The organism is Roseivivax sp. THAF197b, from assembly GCF_009363255.1.
Taxonomy (GTDB): Bacteria; Pseudomonadota; Alphaproteobacteria; order Rhodobacterales; family Rhodobacteraceae; genus Roseivivax.
The window spans coordinates 58,851-74,573 of the sequence record NZ_CP045319.1; the positions used below are offsets into that span (position 1 = coordinate 58,851).

Here is a 15,723-nt window from a genome sequence, read left to right on the forward strand (position 1 = left end):
ACGTCATCCCGAAGAGCGTTTTCTGTGATTTCTGGACAGACCCAACTCCTCTCCAGCGGCGAACGCGAGCCGCAGACAAACAGAAATGAGGAACACCATGCTCAAGCTGATGACTTTCGACCTCCCCTACAATCCCAGCCAGGATACCTGCTTTCTCGACCTTGTTTGGGACGCACTCGAGGCCACGCACAGAATTCCGGAAGAAACGCCGGACCTCGGTCTCGGCGACCACTATGTCCGTGAGAACCTCGCGCACTTGACCGTCGAAAACATGCCCAACGGGTGGGTGGCTAACATCACGTTCAAGCCGCGTTCTAATCAACCTGAAAACTGTTTGACGTCTCCCGTGCATGCGCCGCTTCCAACCGCAGCCGAGGCTCTCATTCACGGGGCAGCCATCGTTTCTGACCTCGTAAGCGGTTCGGCCGAACTTCCATTCATAGTTGTTGGAAACAGGCTCATGGTGGCGGCATACGGCCCACCCAATGCTGCGTGAGCGATCAAGTATGGCCTGTAGGAGATCAGCGAGCACCTGCAGGCCATTTCTTGGATATCGAGAAAGGCGAAGACAACTCAGGTGAAATTACTGAAGTCTTTGCTTCACGCATCGTCTCAGCGTTATGGCGACGCTCCATAGGCTAAAGCGCGAGGTCCAATCAGAATGAGAACCGAATGGAAAATTCGTAAAAAACGATTTCTCGTATTTATTCGATGAACCCACATCTTGCGTACACCGAAGAAGCGAAGCCCAAACAAGAGGAAAATACCGATGAGCACATACATCGACAACATCATCAAGCCAGATTTCGGCGATCCGAAGGAATCTCGGTCACCAAAAAGCGTTAACTCTGCAGCGGTACAATGCACTCCGGCTGCTGTTCGCCATAATGTGATTTCTGACCCAATCGAAGAAGCGCTCAACATGATTTCAGGGCATTTCCTGGAAGACTGGTTCAGGTCCGATAGGCTGATTTCCGTTATTCTCACAGAGATGGCCAAGGCGGCTACTGAGTTATATGAATATGAAACTTCAGGCGAGAAACTGTTTTTCGAAACGTATTTTCGGCACTCCGCCCAGTTCGAAAACATTATTGCAAATCCAAATTTTATTCACTTAAAGGTGAAGGCAGAAGGCTATTGGCTGGGGGCCAAGAAGCCAAGTCCATTCCTTCTTAATATGGATACGGAAGACATAACCTTTACTGTTGTCGAGCTCTTTAAGGATTGGCGGAAGTGCACTGGAGCAAGTCGGGCGGAAATGATTCAGCAGCTGGCCATCCAAAAAGTTGCAATTGCAACTCTGATTGCTACCTCAGGAGAGGAACGGAGTTTCCTTGATAATGGCTACAGAGCAACGCGGTACGATATGGAATACGATCTGGGTTATGAAGAAATAGAAAGAATCCACGAAAAATTCTTTCCTGAAAAGGGTCTCGACTGAGAGGTGTCCAACCTACGACTCGCTTGGAACGGAAAATGCTGTCAACTGCACTTGCGGGTTTGAGTAAGAGCTTCTTCTATCGCACTTCAGCCAGCCTGAACGCCGTGCTGCGTGCTGAGCAACTTCGTGAAGCCTGGTGCGCGACCGGTGATCATGGCGCGAATATTATGGGCGAGACCTACGTGTTGTAAGAACGCCAGATGGAAATGATTGGCACTGGAACAATGTCCATCACAATATCGGTCATCGCGTGTGCGTGTTCACGGACCTCAAGATGCGGAGACGCTGAAACTCAAATCAGCCGAGACAATTCGATGTGCCAGCAGTAAGTTTCGGCAGAACCTTGCCAAAACCGGAAATAATACCATGAGCCGCAGCGGAGTGGGCATAGAGCTTGAAATCCAAAGAGGACACGCAAATTCTGTGCTGCTCAGTCGGCAGGCATTGGAACGTGCTGCCGCATTGAATGATGACTTACACATTTTCGTCTCGCTTTGTTCGGAAACATCCATTCAGGAAGCCGAACAAAGCGATGCCAGGCGGGCGGAGGGCAGGGCGCTTGGTCCCCTCGATGGCGTTCCATTCGCGGTCAAGGACAACATGGCTGTTGCTGGTTTGCCCACGACATGCGGGACGGCACGGGACCTACCAAATGCGGACCTGGACGCGACCGTCGTCGCCCGGCTGCGCGCGGCAGGCGCTGTCCTGATCGGCACGCTCAACATGCATGAAGGGGCGCTTGGGGCCACCGGTGACAATCCTTTCTGGGGACGCTGCAAAAACCCCTTGCAGCCGGGCTATACCCCCGGCGGATCGAGCAGTGGCTCGGCCGCCGCAGTGGCGGCTGGCATCGTGCCGCTGACGCTCGGCTCGGATACGATGGGGTCCGTGCGCATTCCGGCGGCCTATTGCGGTCTCTGGGGGCTGAAGACTACATCCGGTCGCTTGTCGTCCGTGGGACTGACGCATCTGTCATGGACGCTCGACTCCATTGGCCCGTTGGCGCGCAGCCCCGAAGACTTGGCGCTCATCATGTCTGTGCTTGACGGGCCGGACCCGGATGACCCCGAAGCGGTGATCATGCCCGAAATGGACCCCGCACCAATCGCCTTATCGGCTATGACTTTGGGCGTGCTCGATGACGCCTGTCTCGCCGAATGCACAGAGCCGGTGCGCACCGCGTTTGACGCTTTGCTCAGCGCTTTGCGCGCCGAAGGCGTCACGTTGCAGCGAGTGTCGATTGATGGCTGGGAGCCGGGGAAGTTGCGCCGCGCGGGCCTCCTCCTGTCCGAAGCTGAAGGCGCCGCAACGCTCGGAGAGGCCGTCGATGCGCCTGGCCTGTCGGACGACTTTCGCGCCATGCTGCTTTACGGTCGAAATCTGAGCGCGCTGAAGCTGACCGACGCCTATCGCACCATCTGGCAAACGGGCCGGGCCGTCCGTCGCGCGATTGACGGTCTGGATGGATTGCTAATGCCGACAGTTCCGCAGCAAGCGTTTCGCCATGGCGATCCGGTGCCGCGCAACCAGGCCGATTTCACCGTTCTCGCGAATGCTGCCGGCGCCCCTGCCATTTGTTTTCCGCTCGCCGTTCCGGAGGGGGGCCTGCCCGCCAGCGCGCAGATCATGGGGCCGTGCGGTAGCGATTTCCGCTTGATCGATATCGGGAAACTGATCGCCGCGGCAACGGCCCGCGGCTGATCCGAAACGCCTGGTTCGACCGGAGCTTAGCCCAACAACCGCTTGAGATACGCGCCATAATCGTTCTTGCCGAAGGCATCAGCACGGCGCTGCACCTTTTCGGCGTCGATCCATCCTGCGTCGTATGCGATTTCGTCGGGGTTTCCGATCTGGAGGCCCTGGCGTTCGACGAGGGTTCGGACGAAGTTGCCGGCATCGAGGAGGCTTCCGTGTGTGCCGGTGTCGAGCCAGGCATAGCCGCGGCCCATGCGGCGGACGTCGAGGGCGCCGTCGGCGAGGTAGGATTCCAGAAGCGTGGTGATCTCGAGTTCGCCGCGGGCGGAGGGCTGGACTTTTGCGGCTCGGGCAGGGGCTGTGCCGTCGAGGAAGTAGAGGCCCGTGACTGCGTAGGGGGAGGGCGGGTTTGCAGGCTTCTCGATGATGTGGGTCACGCGGCCATCGTCGTCGTAATCGACGACGCCGTAGCGTTCGGGATCGGCGACGCGGTAGCCGAAGACCGTGCCGCCCGTCTCCTTGGCATCGGCCTCCGCTAGAAGCTCGGGCAGGCCATGGCCGAAGAAGACGTTGTCGCCCAGAACCATCGCCGAGGGCGCGCCTGCGAGGAAGTCCTCGGCCAGAAGGTAGGCCTGCGCAAGCCCGTCCGGAGAGGGCTGTTCGATATAGGTCAGTGTGAGACCCCATTGCGATCCGTCACCGAGCGTACGGCGGAACTGGTCCTGATCCTCGGGCGTGGTGATGACGCAAATCTCGCGGATGCCCGCCAGCATCAGCACCGAGAGCGGGTAATAGACCATGGGCTTGTCATAGACCGGCAGAAGCTGCTTCGAGACCCCCATCGTGATCGGGTAAAGCCGGGTGCCCGAGCCACCTGCGAGGATGATGCCCTTGCGGTTCGTCATGAAGAAAGCTCCTTGAGAATAGCGTCGAGGCCCGCGCGCCAATCGGGGGCGGAGAGGCCGAAGATCGTCTCTGTGTCTGCGCAATCGAGCCGGGAATTGAGCGGACGCGCCGCCGGGGTGGGGTAATCTCGGCTCGGGATGTCGGTCACGGTACAGTCCAGTCCGGCGCACGCGAAGATCGTTCGGGCGAAGTCCGCCCAGTTGACTGGCGGTTGGCCCGCGTAATGATAGGTGCCGGACTTCGCGGGATCGGTGATGAGCTGCTCGGCAATCGACAGACAGGCCGCGGCGATGTCCCGCGCCGGTGTCGGCCCGCCGATCTGATCCGCAACGATGCTCAGCGCGTCGCGCTCTGCGCCAAGCCGCAGCATGGTCTTCACGAAGTTCGCCCCGTGGGCTGAGACGACCCAGGAGGTGCGCAGGATCGCATGCGTGCCGCCTGCCGCGCGGACGGCCTCTTCCCCGGCAAGCTTGGTGCGGCCATAGGCGTTGATTGGCGCGACTGCATCGTCCGGTCGCCACGGCGCGTCGCCCGACCCGTCAAAGACATAATCGGTGGAGATATGCACCAGCGGGATGCCCCGCGCGGCGCAGACCTCCGCCATGCCACCGGGGCCCGTGGCATTGAGCGCACGCGCCGCGTCTTCGTCGCTCTCGGCTTGGTCGACGGCCGTGTAGGCCGCGGCATTGATCACGGCGCGCGGCGAATGCGTCTCTATTGCGGCCCGAACGGCGTCCGGATCGGCCGCGTCAACGGCCTCGCGGCCAAGGCAGGTCACGCCACCTAGCAGAGCGAGTTCGGTCGCCACTTGGCCCGATTTGCCGAAGACGAGGATCATGTGCCGGTGCCCAACCGCTGGCCGACGCCGTCCCGTTCCAGAAGCGCGCGCCACCAGGCCTCGTTCTCGAGATACCAGCGCACGGTCTTCTCGAGGCCCTCTTCCACGGTGACCGAGGGCCGCCAGCCGAGTTCCTCACGGATGCGGGTCGGGTCGATGGCATAGCGCAGATCGTGGCCGGGGCGGTCCGTGACGAAGGTGATCAGGCTGGAATAGGGTCGATCCGCGGGCTTCAGCCGGTCGAGGATCGTGCAGATCGTCTCCACCAGTTCCAGATTGGTCCGCTCGTTCTCACCCCCGATATTGTAGCTGCGCCCGAGCGCGCCCTTCTGCAGCACGCGCAGCAGCGCATCGGCGTGATCCTCGACATAGAGCCAGTCGCGCACATTCTCGCCCGCGCCGTAGATCGGAATGGGCCGCCCGTGCAGCGCATTCAGGATCACAACCGGGATGAGCTTCTCGGGGAAGTGGTAGGGGCCGTAATTGTTCGAGCAATTCGAGAGCACCACCGGCAGCCCGTAGGTCTCGCCCCAGGCGCGGACAAGGTGATCCGAGGACGCTTTCGACGCGGAATAGGGTGAGCGCGGATCGTAGGGCGTCTCCTCGGTGAACTGGCCGTCGGGGCCGAGCGAGCCGAAGACCTCGTCGGTCGAGACATGGTGGAAGCGGAACGCCTCCGGGCGCCCTTGTGCGGTCCAATACGCCCGCGCGGCTTCCAGCAGATGGAAGGTGCCCATGACGTTGGTCTGCATGAAGGTGCCGGGCCCGTCGATCGAGCGGTCCACATGGCTCTCGGCGGCGAGATGCATGACCGCGTCCGGCTGATGCTCCGCGAATATCCGGTCGAGCGCTGCCCGATCACAGATATCCGCATGCTCGAAGGCATAAAGCGGGCTCTCCGCGACTTCCACCACGTTCGCAAGGTTGGCCGCGTAGGTCAGCGCGTCGAGATTGACGACCGAAAGCCCGCGAGACACGGCCAGACGCACAACCGCAGACCCGATGAACCCCGCGCCGCCGGTGATTAGTATTTTCATGGGCGTACCTCAGACGTTGCCGGGTCGATGCTCGTGCCGGTTGACCCTCTCGCCAATGCGTAGCGGGCTGAGATTGTCCGTGCCAGTGTCTGGATGGTTATTTCGAGCAATGCTGCTCAGACGCAGTGATAAGGGTCACAATCCACGGCGACCGCGTCTCGACTGCCTCACAGGGCATCCGCAGTTCGTGTTGGCCTGTTGTCTCAAGCAGACGGTCCAGCGCTCACCGGATCTGACCCGCCGCTACCTCGATCATTTCCCGTGCGTGACGCACCCTCGCGGACAAGCGGCGGCCCCGGCGCATGACAAGCCAGAGGTCGTGCCAGCGGCGCTTCGGAAGCTGGGCGATGGACAGACTGGCCTTGTCCGTGAATGCTTCCACACCGCTTCGGGGCAGGAGCGTGTAGCCGATGCCCGCGGCCACGGGGGCAGGGATCTGGCCGATCTGATTGACCGAGCCGCGCACATGAAGCCGGTCCGCGCCCGGGTACTCGTCCGGGAAGTTCAGCCGCAGAAGGTCGTCGGCATAGCCGTAGCCGTCGGGATGGGCGATGAACCCGCGGGCTTCGAGGTCGGCAAAGGTCAGAGGCCCGTCAGGGGCATCCGCGGGCAGGACGAGGCACAGCTCCTCCCGGCCGAGATGGTGAGCCTCAAGCCGCGCATGGTCGGGGTCCGCCGCCAGCACGCCAAGGTCGAAACGCCCGTCGAGCAGCCCTGCACGGATATCGGTTTGCGGAGCCGCCTCGAGATGAAGGCTCAGGCCGGGCGCCGCGCGCATCCAGGGCAGCAGGCTCGGGTAAAGCAGCATCGCGAAGCTGCCAGAGCAGGCGATGTGCACCGGCCCCGTATTCCGGTCATCTGCCGCAATGGCGTCGCGCAGCTGCGTCTCCTCGCTGCGGCGCGACAGGCCGAGTTGAAAGACGGCTTCGCCCGCTGGAGTGAGGGTAAAGCTCTTGCCCTGGCGCGCGATCAGGCTCTGCCCGACTTGGCGTTCGAGCTTCCTGAGATGCTGGCTGACGCCTGGTTGGGTCATGTTCAGACGCGCTGCGGCTTGGGTGAAGTGTCCCGTTTCGCAAAGCGTCGTGAAGGTTTCGAGCCAGCTGGCGTTGAGCATTTGATATAACAATACATTTGGGAAAGTATCTTCAATGATAATTTCACAAAAAGGCACCCGCCGTCCATATCCGGGTCAACGCAACACGCATGGAGATCGAAATGACCCAAACACCCCGCACCTTTTCCCATATCGGCCTGTCCGTTCCAGACCTTGAAGCGGCCGTGAAATTCTACTCCGACGTGCTCGGTTTCTACGTCGTGATGGCACCCTCCGAGGCGGTTGAGGACGACAGCGCCATCGGCGTGATGTGCACGGACGTGTTCGGTCCTGGCTGGGGCTCGCTCCGGATCGCGCATCTGTCGACAGCCGACGGCATCGGGATCGAGGTCTTCGAGTTCCCCGGCAATTACGCGCCCGAGGACGAGCTTGAGTACAAGCGCCATGGAACCTTTCATTTTGCGGTGCAGGACCCGGATGTCGAAGGTCTGGCCCAACGTATCGTGGATGCGGGCGGGCGCCAGCGGATGCCTGTGCGTGAGTATTTCCCCGGCTCGAAACCTTACCGGATGGTCTACGTGGAAGACCCGTTCGGCATCGTCTTCGAGCTTTACAGCCACAGCTATGAGCTCACCTATTCCGCGGGCGCCTACGAATAACTGCGGACTCCGGCCCCGTGTGTCACGGGGCCGGAGTCGTCCGGTTGTTCGATTTTTTGGGCCGCGCGGAAAGTCCTGCCCAAACGGCGCTCGATAACGGATCCTGAGAACTCGAACCGAGCGGATTGCGCAGGTCGGTCCCTGCCGCTCTAAAGCGCCACGATGTGGTTGTCCCAGGCGCAATCGATACGGGAAAGCGGTGCGGGGCCTGAAGCATCGATGGAAAGCAGCCCGCCCAGCCCGTCGCTGGCGAGGTATCCCCTTCCCATGGGCGCGAGCCCGCACACATCCGACCGCGACAGCGCCCCGAGGAATGCACCCTCTGCCGAGAACCGATGCACACGGCCACCGCGCGGTGAGGTGATCGCGATCTCGCTGCCTTTGCCGTTGAACGCGACACTGCCTGCATATCCATGCATCGCGAGCTCGTCGGCGAGCGGCGCTTGCGCCAGGACAGGAGCAGCGCCTGTCCGGTGCAACCCGAGAAGCGGCGTTGCGCTGCCGGGCGCACCTTCCCACTGTATCGCGAAACCAACGAGGCCGTCGGGCCGTACCGCGATATGTCGGATGGAATTCTGGTGCAGTTCCGACTCCAGTTCGACCTGGTCCTGAACCTGTCCCGACAACGTCAGATAAGTCAGGTTCGGTCGCATCGAACCCAGGTTCAGCTTGCGCCGGTCGGTCGGGTCGGTGGCGATGCCGCCATTGGCGACGACCAGCGTCTCGCCATCCGGCATCAGACGCAAATCATGCGGACCGACCCCGCCGCTCGGGAAGGCATCGTAGCGGGCATACCCGGCGCTCGCGTCCCAGACGCCGATCACACCGTCGCTCGTGTCGCTGCGCTGTTCGCTGGTGAAAAGGGTCGAACCGTCCGCGGAAAAGAAACCATGGCCGTTGAAGTGATGGCCCTCGGGTGGGACCAGCCGGTGCCTCACCATGCCTTCCGCGCAATCCAAGACGAGGGCGAAAGTGCCGGGACGTCGCGCGAAGGCCACCGCTTCTGCGCGCGATGGATGGCCCGCCCCGGCATGACCCCGTGCAGGCAGAGGCACCCGGAAGGTGGAAGCGCCCCGCCTGTCGAGCCCGTAAAGCGCGAAGCTGCCATCCGGATCCCGCGCTGCCGCCAAAAAGGACGGGTTGCCGACATCGGCCCAGCCGAGACGCGGCACGGCACCGGCTGCAAGAAGGGATGCGAGAAAGCTACGGCGATGGATCATGATCTTAATCTCCGTCCTGCGCATTGAAGCCGGGCGCTATGCCCAGATCTGCGCCGATTTCAGTCTGGATCGCTTCGTGCAGGGACCGCACCCGCTGTTGCAGCACTTCGACATGCAGCCGGGCCTGCGGGTCGGTGACATCCTTAAAGGCCGCGTCGCCGATCCGGGCGGCGGCCTCGTTGACCGCCTGCAGCGCGGCGTCGATCGCAGGCAGGTCCCTTTCCGAAAGCGCGGTTGCGAGGCCATGGGCGGCTTGGGCGGCGAGCATTACGTTGCGCAGGCTCCGGTCCGAGCGGCGCGCCTCGGCGCGGGCCGGACGCGGGCGGTCGAACGTGCCAAGCGGCGCGCCAAGCCGTTGGTTTGCCGTGAATTCCAGCGAAGACAGGATCTGCGTGTAGATCGCGCGCACCGCCTCTTCCTGCGTCAGATAGGTGGCATTGTCCGCCGCACCCGCTGTGCGGAGCGTGTCCGCATAGGTCGTGTCCCAGTCACTGCTGAGGTCTTCCGCCTGTCCATGAAGATCGGCCGCGACGCTGGCGACAAGCTGGCAGGCATAGCTGCCCCGCGCATAGTCGGCGAATTCCGGATCGAAGATCAGCATCTCCAACGCGAAAAGCCCGCGCGCTGCGATGGAGACCTCGGCGTAGCCGTCCACGTCTCCGGCGATGGGGTCTTTCTCGGCCATGAAGCGCCGGAGCGTCCGGGGCGTGAAGCCGCGTGTATCGGGCCAGAAGGCGATGGAGAGCGCGCCGGTTTCCGACGGCCCGAGCCGGATGTCGGCCACAGGCATCCACGCATCGAAGGCGGAGTGGAAGGCGGGCTGCAATGCCTCTGCGCGGCAATCGTTCCGCGCCGCTTGCATCAGATCCTCTGTCGCCTCGGCAAATTCGGCATATCCCGGCAGGATGTGATCGCTCAACGCCTCGTCCACGCCCGCCAGCGCGGGGGTCGCAAGGCCGACACTCAGAAAGGCAGCGGAAATCAGTCTCATAAACTCTCCAGAAAACGGATGAGGGCGGCGCGGTCTTCGGGCGGCATTCGGGCCACGCGGTCGCGCGCGTCTTGCGCCTCGCCGCCATGCCAAAGCACCGCCTCGAGCAGCGACCGCGCGCGCCCGTCATGCAGAAAGAAGCTGTGGCCCGACACCGTCTCGGTCAGGCCGATGCCCCAAAGCGGCGCGGTGCGCCATTCCCGCCTGTCCGCGCGGCCCTCGGGGCGGTTGTCGGCAAGGCCCGGCCCCATATCGTGCAGCAGCATGTCGGAATAGGGCCAGATCAGCTGGAAGCTCGCCGGGTTTTCCCCTTCAAGTTTGTGCGTCACGTAATTGGGCCGGTGGCAGGCGGCGCAGCCGGTGTCAAAAAAGACTTTGCGCCCGCGCAGGACCTGTTGATCGTCGAGGTTGCGCCGCGCAGGCACTGCCAGCGTCTGGCTGTAGAAAGTCACGAGGTCCAGGCCGACCTGGTCGATCTCCAAGCCGCCCTGTTCCGCATCCCCGCCATGCAGCGCCGCGGTGCAATCGGTCTGCGCATCGGTGCATTCCCCGGAACCCGCGTTATGGATCGGGTTCGAGATGCCGATATCCCCCGCAAAGGCGCTCGCGGTCTGCTCAAGCACGGTCGGGCTGCCGGCCTTGTGGCCGAACCGGCCAAGCATCGGTTGATCGTGAACGTCTGACCACACGATCTGCGGATTGCCGGAAATCCCGTCGCCATCGGTGTCGTCGGGATCAGCCCACGCAAGGATATCATCGGTGGGGATTGCCTCCAGAAGACCCATTCCGATCATCTGCGGCGCCACGCGCGGGCTCAGCATCGCCTCGGGGTGAAGCGGGCCGTAGCCCAGGTCGGCTGCGGTGTAGGAGGGCTGGCGCAGATGCGCGACCTCGCCGCCGGACAGCGACACCTCCACATCGGTGTAGTCGATTTGAAGCCGGTATTCCGGGGCGTGGCCGGGCAGGCTGAAATCCTGCATCTGCGTGCCATAGGTCGGCTCGGGCCGCGTGGGATGGGTGCCTGCGATGTAGTGTTCGACCTCCTCGGCATTCGGCGCGGGGATGGATACGCGCAGGAACATCGATACGGCGCTGTCCCCCGGACCCTCAGGCGGATGACCGCGTCCGTCCTTCAGGTGGCAGCGCTGGCAGGAGCGCGCGTTGTAAAGCGGCCCCAACCCGTCCGAGGCAAGGGTGGAGGCCGGCGCGGAGACCCAGATACGCCGGAACATTCCGTTGCCGACGCGGAAATCCAGCTCCTGTTCGAAGGTCAGATTGTCGGCGGGCTGCGAAAACGCATCTGCGGTCGATCGCGCGCGCACGGTCTGGGCACCGCCTGCGTTCTCCTCGAAGGGCCAGGGTGCAGAGAAATCTCGGGGCAGGGCGGTGACGGCTTTGACGCGCTCTTGCTCTGCCTCGGTACGAGGGATCACGTCGAGATGGACGTCCCGCAGCGCGCGCCACGGTTCCGCCGGCTTGCCTTCCGTTTGGCCAGTGCTCGGGACTGCAACAGCCGCCGCAAGCGGCAACCACAAAAGTGCATGCTTGTTCATAACCGTCACCGGTTGGTCGCCATCGGGGGAGGCGCGCCAAAGCCCGCCTCCCGCAGCGCGTTACTGGAATACGGCGGACGGATTATCGAGGCTGTCGGAGCCCTCGATCGCGATCCCGCCAAGATCGAGGGCGGTCACCACACGCTCGATGGAGCGGGTCTGATTGATCAGCCCGTCGACGCCGCCCATGATGAGGGCTTCGCCGCCTTCATTGCCGCGCTCGAGCATCTGGTCATAGGCAAAGCCCGCCTCTGCCGCGGTCTTGATCCGGCCAAGGGCCAGCACCGCCTCTGCCAGACGCACTTTCATTTCCATGTCGAGGTCGGGATGCGATGCGGCGACGAGGTCCGAGACAGACGGACCGCTGACCATCGTGCCATCGGTGCGGGTATAGCTGCCGAGATAGACGGATCGGATGCCCACGCCGTTGTAATAATGGTCGTTATGGGTGTTGTCGGCGAAGCAGGAATGCTCTTCCTCGGGATCGTTCAGCATCAGGCCGAGCCGCATCCGTTCGCCTGCGGTCTCGCCGTAGGACAGGCTGCCCATACCGGTGAGGATCGCCGTAAGCCCTGCTTCTTCATCCGCCATCAGGTTGGCCCGCGCCGCGCCGTCATCGGCCCATTGCGCGGTGATCCATTCGAGATCCGAGATCAGCAGATCGGTCGCGGCTTCCAGATACTGCGCACGACGGTCGCAATTGCCGTTCGTGCATTCCGCGCCCTGCGCGTAATCCGTCCAGGGGCGGTTGCCCGCGCCGTCGCCATGCCCGTTCAGATCCTGCCCCCAAAGCAGGAACTCGATGGCATGGTAGCCCGTTGCCACGTTCGCTTCGATCCCGTCCACTTCGTGCAGGGTATTTTCCAGAAGATCCGGCGTGATCTGGCGCGCGTCGATCTCTTCTCCCGACAGGGTGAAGGTCGGGTTGGCGATCACGTTCAGCGCGGCCAACTGGTTCTCGTCGGAGGGTCCGCCATAGGCGCCATCGACATAGTCGATGAGCCCTTCGTCAAGCGGCCAGGCATTCACCTTGCCCTCCCAATCGTCGACGATCGGGTTCCCGAAGCGAAAGACTTCCGTTTGCTGATAGGGAACGCGCGCTTCGAGCCACGCGGCACGGGCGGCCTGCATCGTCTCGGCGGACGGTGCGTCGATCAGCGCCGTGATCGCCTGATCGAGATCGCGCGCCGCTGCGAGGCTGTCCTCGTAATTTGCCTCGGCGATATCGGAGTAGGTCTTGAGCACTTCGGAGGCCGTCTGGGCCTGAGCCGCGCCGGTCATGCACAATCCGATTGCGGTTGTCGCTGTAAGAAAACGGGTCATTGGGGTTCCTTTCTGAGTGAACTATTCGGGAATTCGCGCGCCGGCCCTCATGGCCTAGCGCCCCTTGATCTGGATCGAGAAGCTGCGCCGGGCGCCCGAGGGCGGTTCCGGAAACCGGCCGACACCACGCACCAGCCGCAACGCCGCCTGATCCAGCGCGGCCGAGCCTGAACTTCGCGCCAGCGACACGGAGGAGAGCGCTCCGTTCGCGGCGATCGAAAAGGCGACGACAGCCGTTCCGCGCGCGGTCACACGGGGCTTTCCGGCTCGCGACAGTTTGCCCATCACGAGGCCCGGATAGTTGCTCGCAGCGGCATTGCCTGCCGCTTTTTGGCGTCCGCCCGCGCCGCTTTGCATCGCAACCGCCGCGCGCTGACCATTGGCTTCACCTGCCTGCGCGTTGCGATCGGAATTGCCCGGTGCCGGTTTTGCGCGGGTGTCGGGCTGGGTCTTCGGCTGTGGTTCGGCCTTGGCCATCTGGGGCGGTTTATGCTCGGCCTCGAATTCGGCGCTGCGGGGCTTGGGCCGCGCCGACCGCGTGACAGCAGCACTTTCCGGTATTTCCGCCGCGACCCGCTCCGAAACCTGCGGGGATTGAAGAACCTGCGTAGCACTCGCGGTGGGAACTGCAGACACGTCTGATGGATGTTCCTTTGCGCGCGAGATGGCGACCGCTTGGGCCCGCTCGGCAGTCGTTTCAGAGGGCACGGCTATGGCCTCAACCGGTGACACTGTTCCAGCCGGGGCACGTTCCGGGGCTGTTGTGGCCGCCTCGGGCTGCAATGGCTCCGCGCGCTCGGCCTCCAGCCTGTCAGGTGTCTCCGGGGCTACGTTCTCCGGTGCCTCCGCGGTGACGGAACTGAGCGTGCCGACGGCCATATCCGCGAAGGCATTGCCCAACCGAACCTCCGTACCGCCGTCTGCGCCTTCCACTTCCGTCGCCTCGACCGAGACGAGCGCTGCGGCGAGGGCCGCATGCACGACAAGCGCGACCGACAGAGCCGCGAGCTTCGCGGGACCGGCGCCGCGCATCATTCCAACCCCCGTTCGGTCACGATGAAGACGCGTTCCGCCCCGGCATTGCGCAGCGCCCGGCTTTGGGTGACGAGGTCCGCTGCCGACAGCGCACGGTCGGGCACGATACGCACATGCGCGCGGGACTCCTCGGGACGTCCCGCGACGAAATCCGTGACCGAGGTGACCGCGACGCCCCGGTGCGTCATCCGCCCGTCGGCATGCAGAACCAGCGCATCCGCAGGCGCACTGCCTTCAAGTTCGGCGGTTTTGACCAGCCGCAATTCCTTCTCGAGCGGCGGCGCCAAAGTGCCCGCCACGAGGAAGAAGATCAGCATCAGGAAGACAATGTTGATCAACGCGATGGTCGGCTCGCGTTCCGTGCGAATGCGCTGCCGTCTCATAACGACTCCAATACGGTGACGGAGACGCGCGGGATGGACCGCAAGGCGACAAGCAGGTCGGTCAGGCGTTGCGCCGTGACATCCGCGTTGGCCGCTAAGAGCACACCAAGTGCTGTATCGCTGCTGCGCTGCGCCTCAAGGGCATCGGCAAGGTCCGTGAATGTCGTGCCGGTCCCGTTCACGCGCAACGCGTCGGGCCCGAGCGACAGGAACACGGGGCGTTCTGTCGAGGCAGCAGTGCCGCCGCCAGCCGAGGCGAATTCGACCTCGGCAAAGCGGGTAAAGGTGGAGGACAGCATGAAGAACAGGAGCAGCAGGAAGATGACGTCGATCAGGGACGTCATGGACAATCTGCGCCGCCGCCGCAGGCTACGCATGAGCTGGCACGCCTTCTGGCGCAAGTGTGGTGCCGCGATTTTCCGGTGCCAGCACCGTGCGCACCGCTTTCTGGGCCAGGACGCGGTCTGCATCCATCCGCGCTTCGAGCCAGCTCAGGACTACAGAGGTCGGCATGGCGACGGCAAGGCCCACAGCCGTGGTCAGAAGGGCCACCCAGATGCCACCGGCAAGGATCGACGGATCGACCTGGCTGCCCGCCTCCTGAAGCGCCTGAAACGCCGAGATCATGCCGAGCACCGTTCCGAAGAGACCCAGCAGCGGCGCGAGCTGCGCGACCGAGTCGAGAAGCCGGAAACCGCTTTCCAGCCGGGCGAACCGCGCTTCGGCCTCCGCCTCCAGCCGGGCGGCATCCGACTGCCCATCCAATGCCATGGCGATGACCGGGGCAAGATAAGTATGAGAATGATCAAGGTGAGTGCGCGCCGCCGTCCGGTCACCTGCATCCCAGGCGGCGATGGCATCGCCGAGCGCCTTGTGCCGTCCAACACCGGCCGCGGCGAATTGCCAGAGCTTGTAGAGCACGACGGCCAGCACGACCACGGAGATCGCACAAAGCAGCAGAACCACCGGTCCGCCGAGTTCTGCGATGCGCTGAAGACTGTCCCGGAATTGCGCGATCATCCCAGCACCTCGATATCGGTGCGGCTGCTCAGGTCGAGGTCTGTGCCGCAGGCGCTGTCCGGCACATCCGGTCCCGCGCAGGTTTCCGTGCCGTTGATGAGCAGACGACTTAAGGACGCGCAGGCAAGGCCGGGCACAACGAATTGCCGGACGCGGGGGCGGGCGGAGGGCAGGGCGCCGAAATCGAAGAGGGTCAGCCTGTCGACCCGTCCCTCTCTATCAAAGAGGACCGCTTCGTAGACGGCTTGGCCGATGTCGAATGCGTGCCCATTCTGAACGAGAAAACTGATCCGACAGGAGTCTTCGACCGCCTCCACGGCATTCAGCTCGATGGACACATGTGCGCCGCGCAGATCCTCTGCGCTTGCGGGGCTCTGGGACAGACACAGTGCCAGGCACAGGCCTGCATGTTTCGGATTGAGATAGGACATTTCTCCAGCCTTTGATCGCCCGTGGGGTCATCTGGCTGGGGATTGCACCCTCGCTGGATGGCGTTTCATTACCATCCAGCAGGCGCGGCTTCAATACCTGATTAAAACGCTATGTCTTTGCCCTGCGCGTCTGGAGA

The 15,723-nt window shown here is 63.2% G+C and carries 18 protein-coding genes; 5 read left to right on the plus strand and 13 right to left on the minus strand.

The annotated features are described in order from the left end of the window. Positions 1 to 97 precede the first annotated feature (97 nt). The 4 genes from FIV09_RS18470 (at position 98) to FIV09_RS18480 (ending at position 3,142) form a co-directional block, all read left to right on the plus strand. Entirely contained in the window at positions 98 to 496 is a 399-nt protein-coding gene (locus tag FIV09_RS18470) for a hypothetical protein (protein WP_152452856.1), read from the plus strand. A gap of 273 nt (positions 497 to 769) precedes the next feature. After that, on the plus strand, positions 770 to 1,441 hold the full coding sequence (locus tag FIV09_RS18475) for a hypothetical protein (RefSeq protein WP_152452858.1): 672 nt from the start codon (positions 770 to 772) through the stop codon (positions 1,439 to 1,441). Between the two features lie 35 nt (positions 1,442 to 1,476). Further along, positions 1,477 to 1,632 carry a hypothetical protein gene (locus FIV09_RS20495; RefSeq protein ID WP_172975794.1) on the plus strand — a complete coding sequence of 52 codons (156 nt, stop codon included), beginning with the start codon at positions 1,477 to 1,479 and terminating at the stop codon, positions 1,630 to 1,632. Between the two features lie 175 nt (positions 1,633 to 1,807). Beyond that, positions 1,808 to 3,142, plus strand: coding sequence for an amidase (locus FIV09_RS18480; protein WP_152452860.1), 1,335 nt, complete (start codon positions 1,808 to 1,810; stop codon positions 3,140 to 3,142). 26 nt (positions 3,143 to 3,168) lie between these two features. On the opposite strand, the gene rfbA is transcribed toward FIV09_RS18480, so the two are convergent. From rfbA to FIV09_RS18500, 4 genes are all read right to left on the minus strand, one after another. Beyond that, a complete protein-coding gene (rfbA, locus tag FIV09_RS18485; RefSeq protein WP_152452861.1) occupies positions 3,169 to 4,041 on the minus strand; it encodes a glucose-1-phosphate thymidylyltransferase RfbA in 873 nt (290 codons plus the stop codon). After that, the gene (gene rfbD / locus FIV09_RS18490) at positions 4,038 to 4,880 is read right to left on the minus strand and encodes a dTDP-4-dehydrorhamnose reductase (protein ID WP_152452864.1); all 843 of its coding nucleotides are present in this window, start codon (positions 4,878 to 4,880) and stop codon (positions 4,038 to 4,040) included. The genes rfbA and rfbD overlap by 4 nt, the downstream gene beginning before the upstream one ends. Then, on the minus strand, positions 4,877 to 5,917 hold the full coding sequence (gene rfbB / locus FIV09_RS18495; protein WP_152452865.1) for a dTDP-glucose 4,6-dehydratase: 1,041 nt from the start codon (positions 5,915 to 5,917) through the stop codon (positions 4,877 to 4,879). Before rfbB ends, rfbD begins: the two co-directional genes overlap by 4 nt. Positions 5,918 to 6,140: 223 nt before the next feature. Beyond that, positions 6,141 to 7,031 carry a LysR family transcriptional regulator gene (locus FIV09_RS18500; RefSeq protein ID WP_152452867.1) on the minus strand — a complete coding sequence of 297 codons (891 nt, stop codon included), beginning with the start codon at positions 7,029 to 7,031 and terminating at the stop codon, positions 6,141 to 6,143. A 101-nt stretch (positions 7,032 to 7,132) separates the two neighbouring features. On the opposite strand from FIV09_RS18500, the gene FIV09_RS18505 reads away from it, so the two are divergent. Next, the gene (locus FIV09_RS18505) at positions 7,133 to 7,630 is read left to right on the plus strand and encodes a lactoylglutathione lyase family protein (protein ID WP_152452869.1); all 498 of its coding nucleotides are present in this window, start codon (positions 7,133 to 7,135) and stop codon (positions 7,628 to 7,630) included. 149 nt (positions 7,631 to 7,779) lie between these two features. On the opposite strand, the gene FIV09_RS18510 is transcribed toward FIV09_RS18505, so the two are convergent. From FIV09_RS18510 to FIV09_RS18550, 9 genes are read right to left on the minus strand one after another with little or no spacing between them, the layout of a single operon-like run. After that, entirely contained in the window at positions 7,780 to 8,850 is a 1,071-nt protein-coding gene (locus tag FIV09_RS18510) for a DUF1513 domain-containing protein (protein WP_152452871.1), read from the minus strand. A 4-nt stretch (positions 8,851 to 8,854) separates the two neighbouring features. Next, positions 8,855 to 9,841: an imelysin family protein gene (locus FIV09_RS18515; protein ID WP_152452873.1), complete on the minus strand. Its 987-nt coding sequence runs from the start codon at positions 9,839 to 9,841 to the stop codon at positions 8,855 to 8,857. Further along, complete coding sequence (locus tag FIV09_RS18520) at positions 9,838 to 11,394, minus strand: di-heme oxidoredictase family protein (protein WP_152452875.1); 1,557 nt, start codon at positions 11,392 to 11,394, stop codon at positions 9,838 to 9,840. Before FIV09_RS18520 ends, FIV09_RS18515 begins: the two co-directional genes overlap by 4 nt. A gap of 60 nt (positions 11,395 to 11,454) precedes the next feature. Further along, positions 11,455 to 12,717, minus strand: coding sequence for an imelysin family protein (locus tag FIV09_RS18525; protein ID WP_152452877.1), 1,263 nt, complete (start codon positions 12,715 to 12,717; stop codon positions 11,455 to 11,457). Between the two features lie 54 nt (positions 12,718 to 12,771). Next, complete coding sequence (locus FIV09_RS18530) at positions 12,772 to 13,752, minus strand: energy transducer TonB (protein WP_152452879.1); 981 nt, start codon at positions 13,750 to 13,752, stop codon at positions 12,772 to 12,774. Further along, positions 13,749 to 14,135, minus strand: coding sequence for a biopolymer transporter ExbD (locus FIV09_RS18535; protein WP_152452881.1), 387 nt, complete (start codon positions 14,133 to 14,135; stop codon positions 13,749 to 13,751). Before FIV09_RS18535 ends, FIV09_RS18530 begins: the two co-directional genes overlap by 4 nt. Next, positions 14,132 to 14,479, minus strand: a complete 348-nt coding sequence (locus FIV09_RS18540; protein ID WP_152452883.1) for a biopolymer transporter ExbD — start codon at positions 14,477 to 14,479, stop codon at positions 14,132 to 14,134. The genes FIV09_RS18535 and FIV09_RS18540 overlap by 4 nt, the downstream gene beginning before the upstream one ends. Before the next feature lie 25 nt (positions 14,480 to 14,504). Then, a complete protein-coding gene (locus tag FIV09_RS18545; RefSeq protein WP_152452885.1) occupies positions 14,505 to 15,155 on the minus strand; it encodes a MotA/TolQ/ExbB proton channel family protein in 651 nt (216 codons plus the stop codon). Continuing rightward, on the minus strand, positions 15,152 to 15,586 hold the full coding sequence (locus FIV09_RS18550) for a hypothetical protein (protein WP_152452887.1): 435 nt from the start codon (positions 15,584 to 15,586) through the stop codon (positions 15,152 to 15,154). The genes FIV09_RS18545 and FIV09_RS18550 overlap by 4 nt, the downstream gene beginning before the upstream one ends. Between the last annotated feature and the right edge of the window lie 137 nt (positions 15,587 to 15,723).

What these genes read in the sequence shown, in the direction of transcription:
- FIV09_RS18480 (WP_152452860.1), top strand. Translation starts at nt 1,808, where the DNA reads ATGAGCCGCAGCGGAGTGGGCATAGAGCTTGAAATCCAAAGAGGACAC.
- FIV09_RS18510 (WP_152452871.1), bottom strand. Translation starts at nt 8,850, where the DNA reads ATGATCCATCGCCGTAGCTTTCTCGCATCCCTTCTTGCAGCCGGTGCC.
- rfbB (WP_152452865.1), bottom strand. Translation starts at nt 5,917, where the DNA reads ATGAAAATACTAATCACCGGCGGCGCGGGGTTCATCGGGTCTGCGGTT.
- FIV09_RS18535 (WP_152452881.1), bottom strand. Translation starts at nt 14,135, where the DNA reads ATGAGACGGCAGCGCATTCGCACGGAACGCGAGCCGACCATCGCGTTG.
- FIV09_RS18520 (WP_152452875.1), bottom strand. Translation starts at nt 11,394, where the DNA reads ATGAACAAGCATGCACTTTTGTGGTTGCCGCTTGCGGCGGCTGTTGCA.
- FIV09_RS20495 (WP_172975794.1), top strand. Translation starts at nt 1,477, where the DNA reads ATGCTGTCAACTGCACTTGCGGGTTTGAGTAAGAGCTTCTTCTATCGC.
- rfbD (WP_152452864.1), bottom strand. Translation starts at nt 4,880, where the DNA reads ATGATCCTCGTCTTCGGCAAATCGGGCCAAGTGGCGACCGAACTCGCT.
- rfbA (WP_152452861.1), bottom strand. Translation starts at nt 4,041, where the DNA reads ATGACGAACCGCAAGGGCATCATCCTCGCAGGTGGCTCGGGCACCCGG.
- FIV09_RS18525 (WP_152452877.1), bottom strand. Translation starts at nt 12,717, where the DNA reads ATGACCCGTTTTCTTACAGCGACAACCGCAATCGGATTGTGCATGACC.
- FIV09_RS18470 (WP_152452856.1), top strand. Translation starts at nt 98, where the DNA reads ATGCTCAAGCTGATGACTTTCGACCTCCCCTACAATCCCAGCCAGGAT.
- FIV09_RS18530 (WP_152452879.1), bottom strand. Translation starts at nt 13,752, where the DNA reads ATGATGCGCGGCGCCGGTCCCGCGAAGCTCGCGGCTCTGTCGGTCGCG.
- FIV09_RS18475 (WP_152452858.1), top strand. Translation starts at nt 770, where the DNA reads ATGAGCACATACATCGACAACATCATCAAGCCAGATTTCGGCGATCCG.
- FIV09_RS18540 (WP_152452883.1), bottom strand. Translation starts at nt 14,479, where the DNA reads ATGACGTCCCTGATCGACGTCATCTTCCTGCTGCTCCTGTTCTTCATG.
- FIV09_RS18545 (WP_152452885.1), bottom strand. Translation starts at nt 15,155, where the DNA reads ATGATCGCGCAATTCCGGGACAGTCTTCAGCGCATCGCAGAACTCGGC.
- FIV09_RS18515 (WP_152452873.1), bottom strand. Translation starts at nt 9,841, where the DNA reads ATGAGACTGATTTCCGCTGCCTTTCTGAGTGTCGGCCTTGCGACCCCC.
- FIV09_RS18505 (WP_152452869.1), top strand. Translation starts at nt 7,133, where the DNA reads ATGACCCAAACACCCCGCACCTTTTCCCATATCGGCCTGTCCGTTCCA.
- FIV09_RS18500 (WP_152452867.1), bottom strand. Translation starts at nt 7,031, where the DNA reads ATGCTCAACGCCAGCTGGCTCGAAACCTTCACGACGCTTTGCGAAACG.
- FIV09_RS18550 (WP_152452887.1), bottom strand. Translation starts at nt 15,586, where the DNA reads ATGTCCTATCTCAATCCGAAACATGCAGGCCTGTGCCTGGCACTGTGT.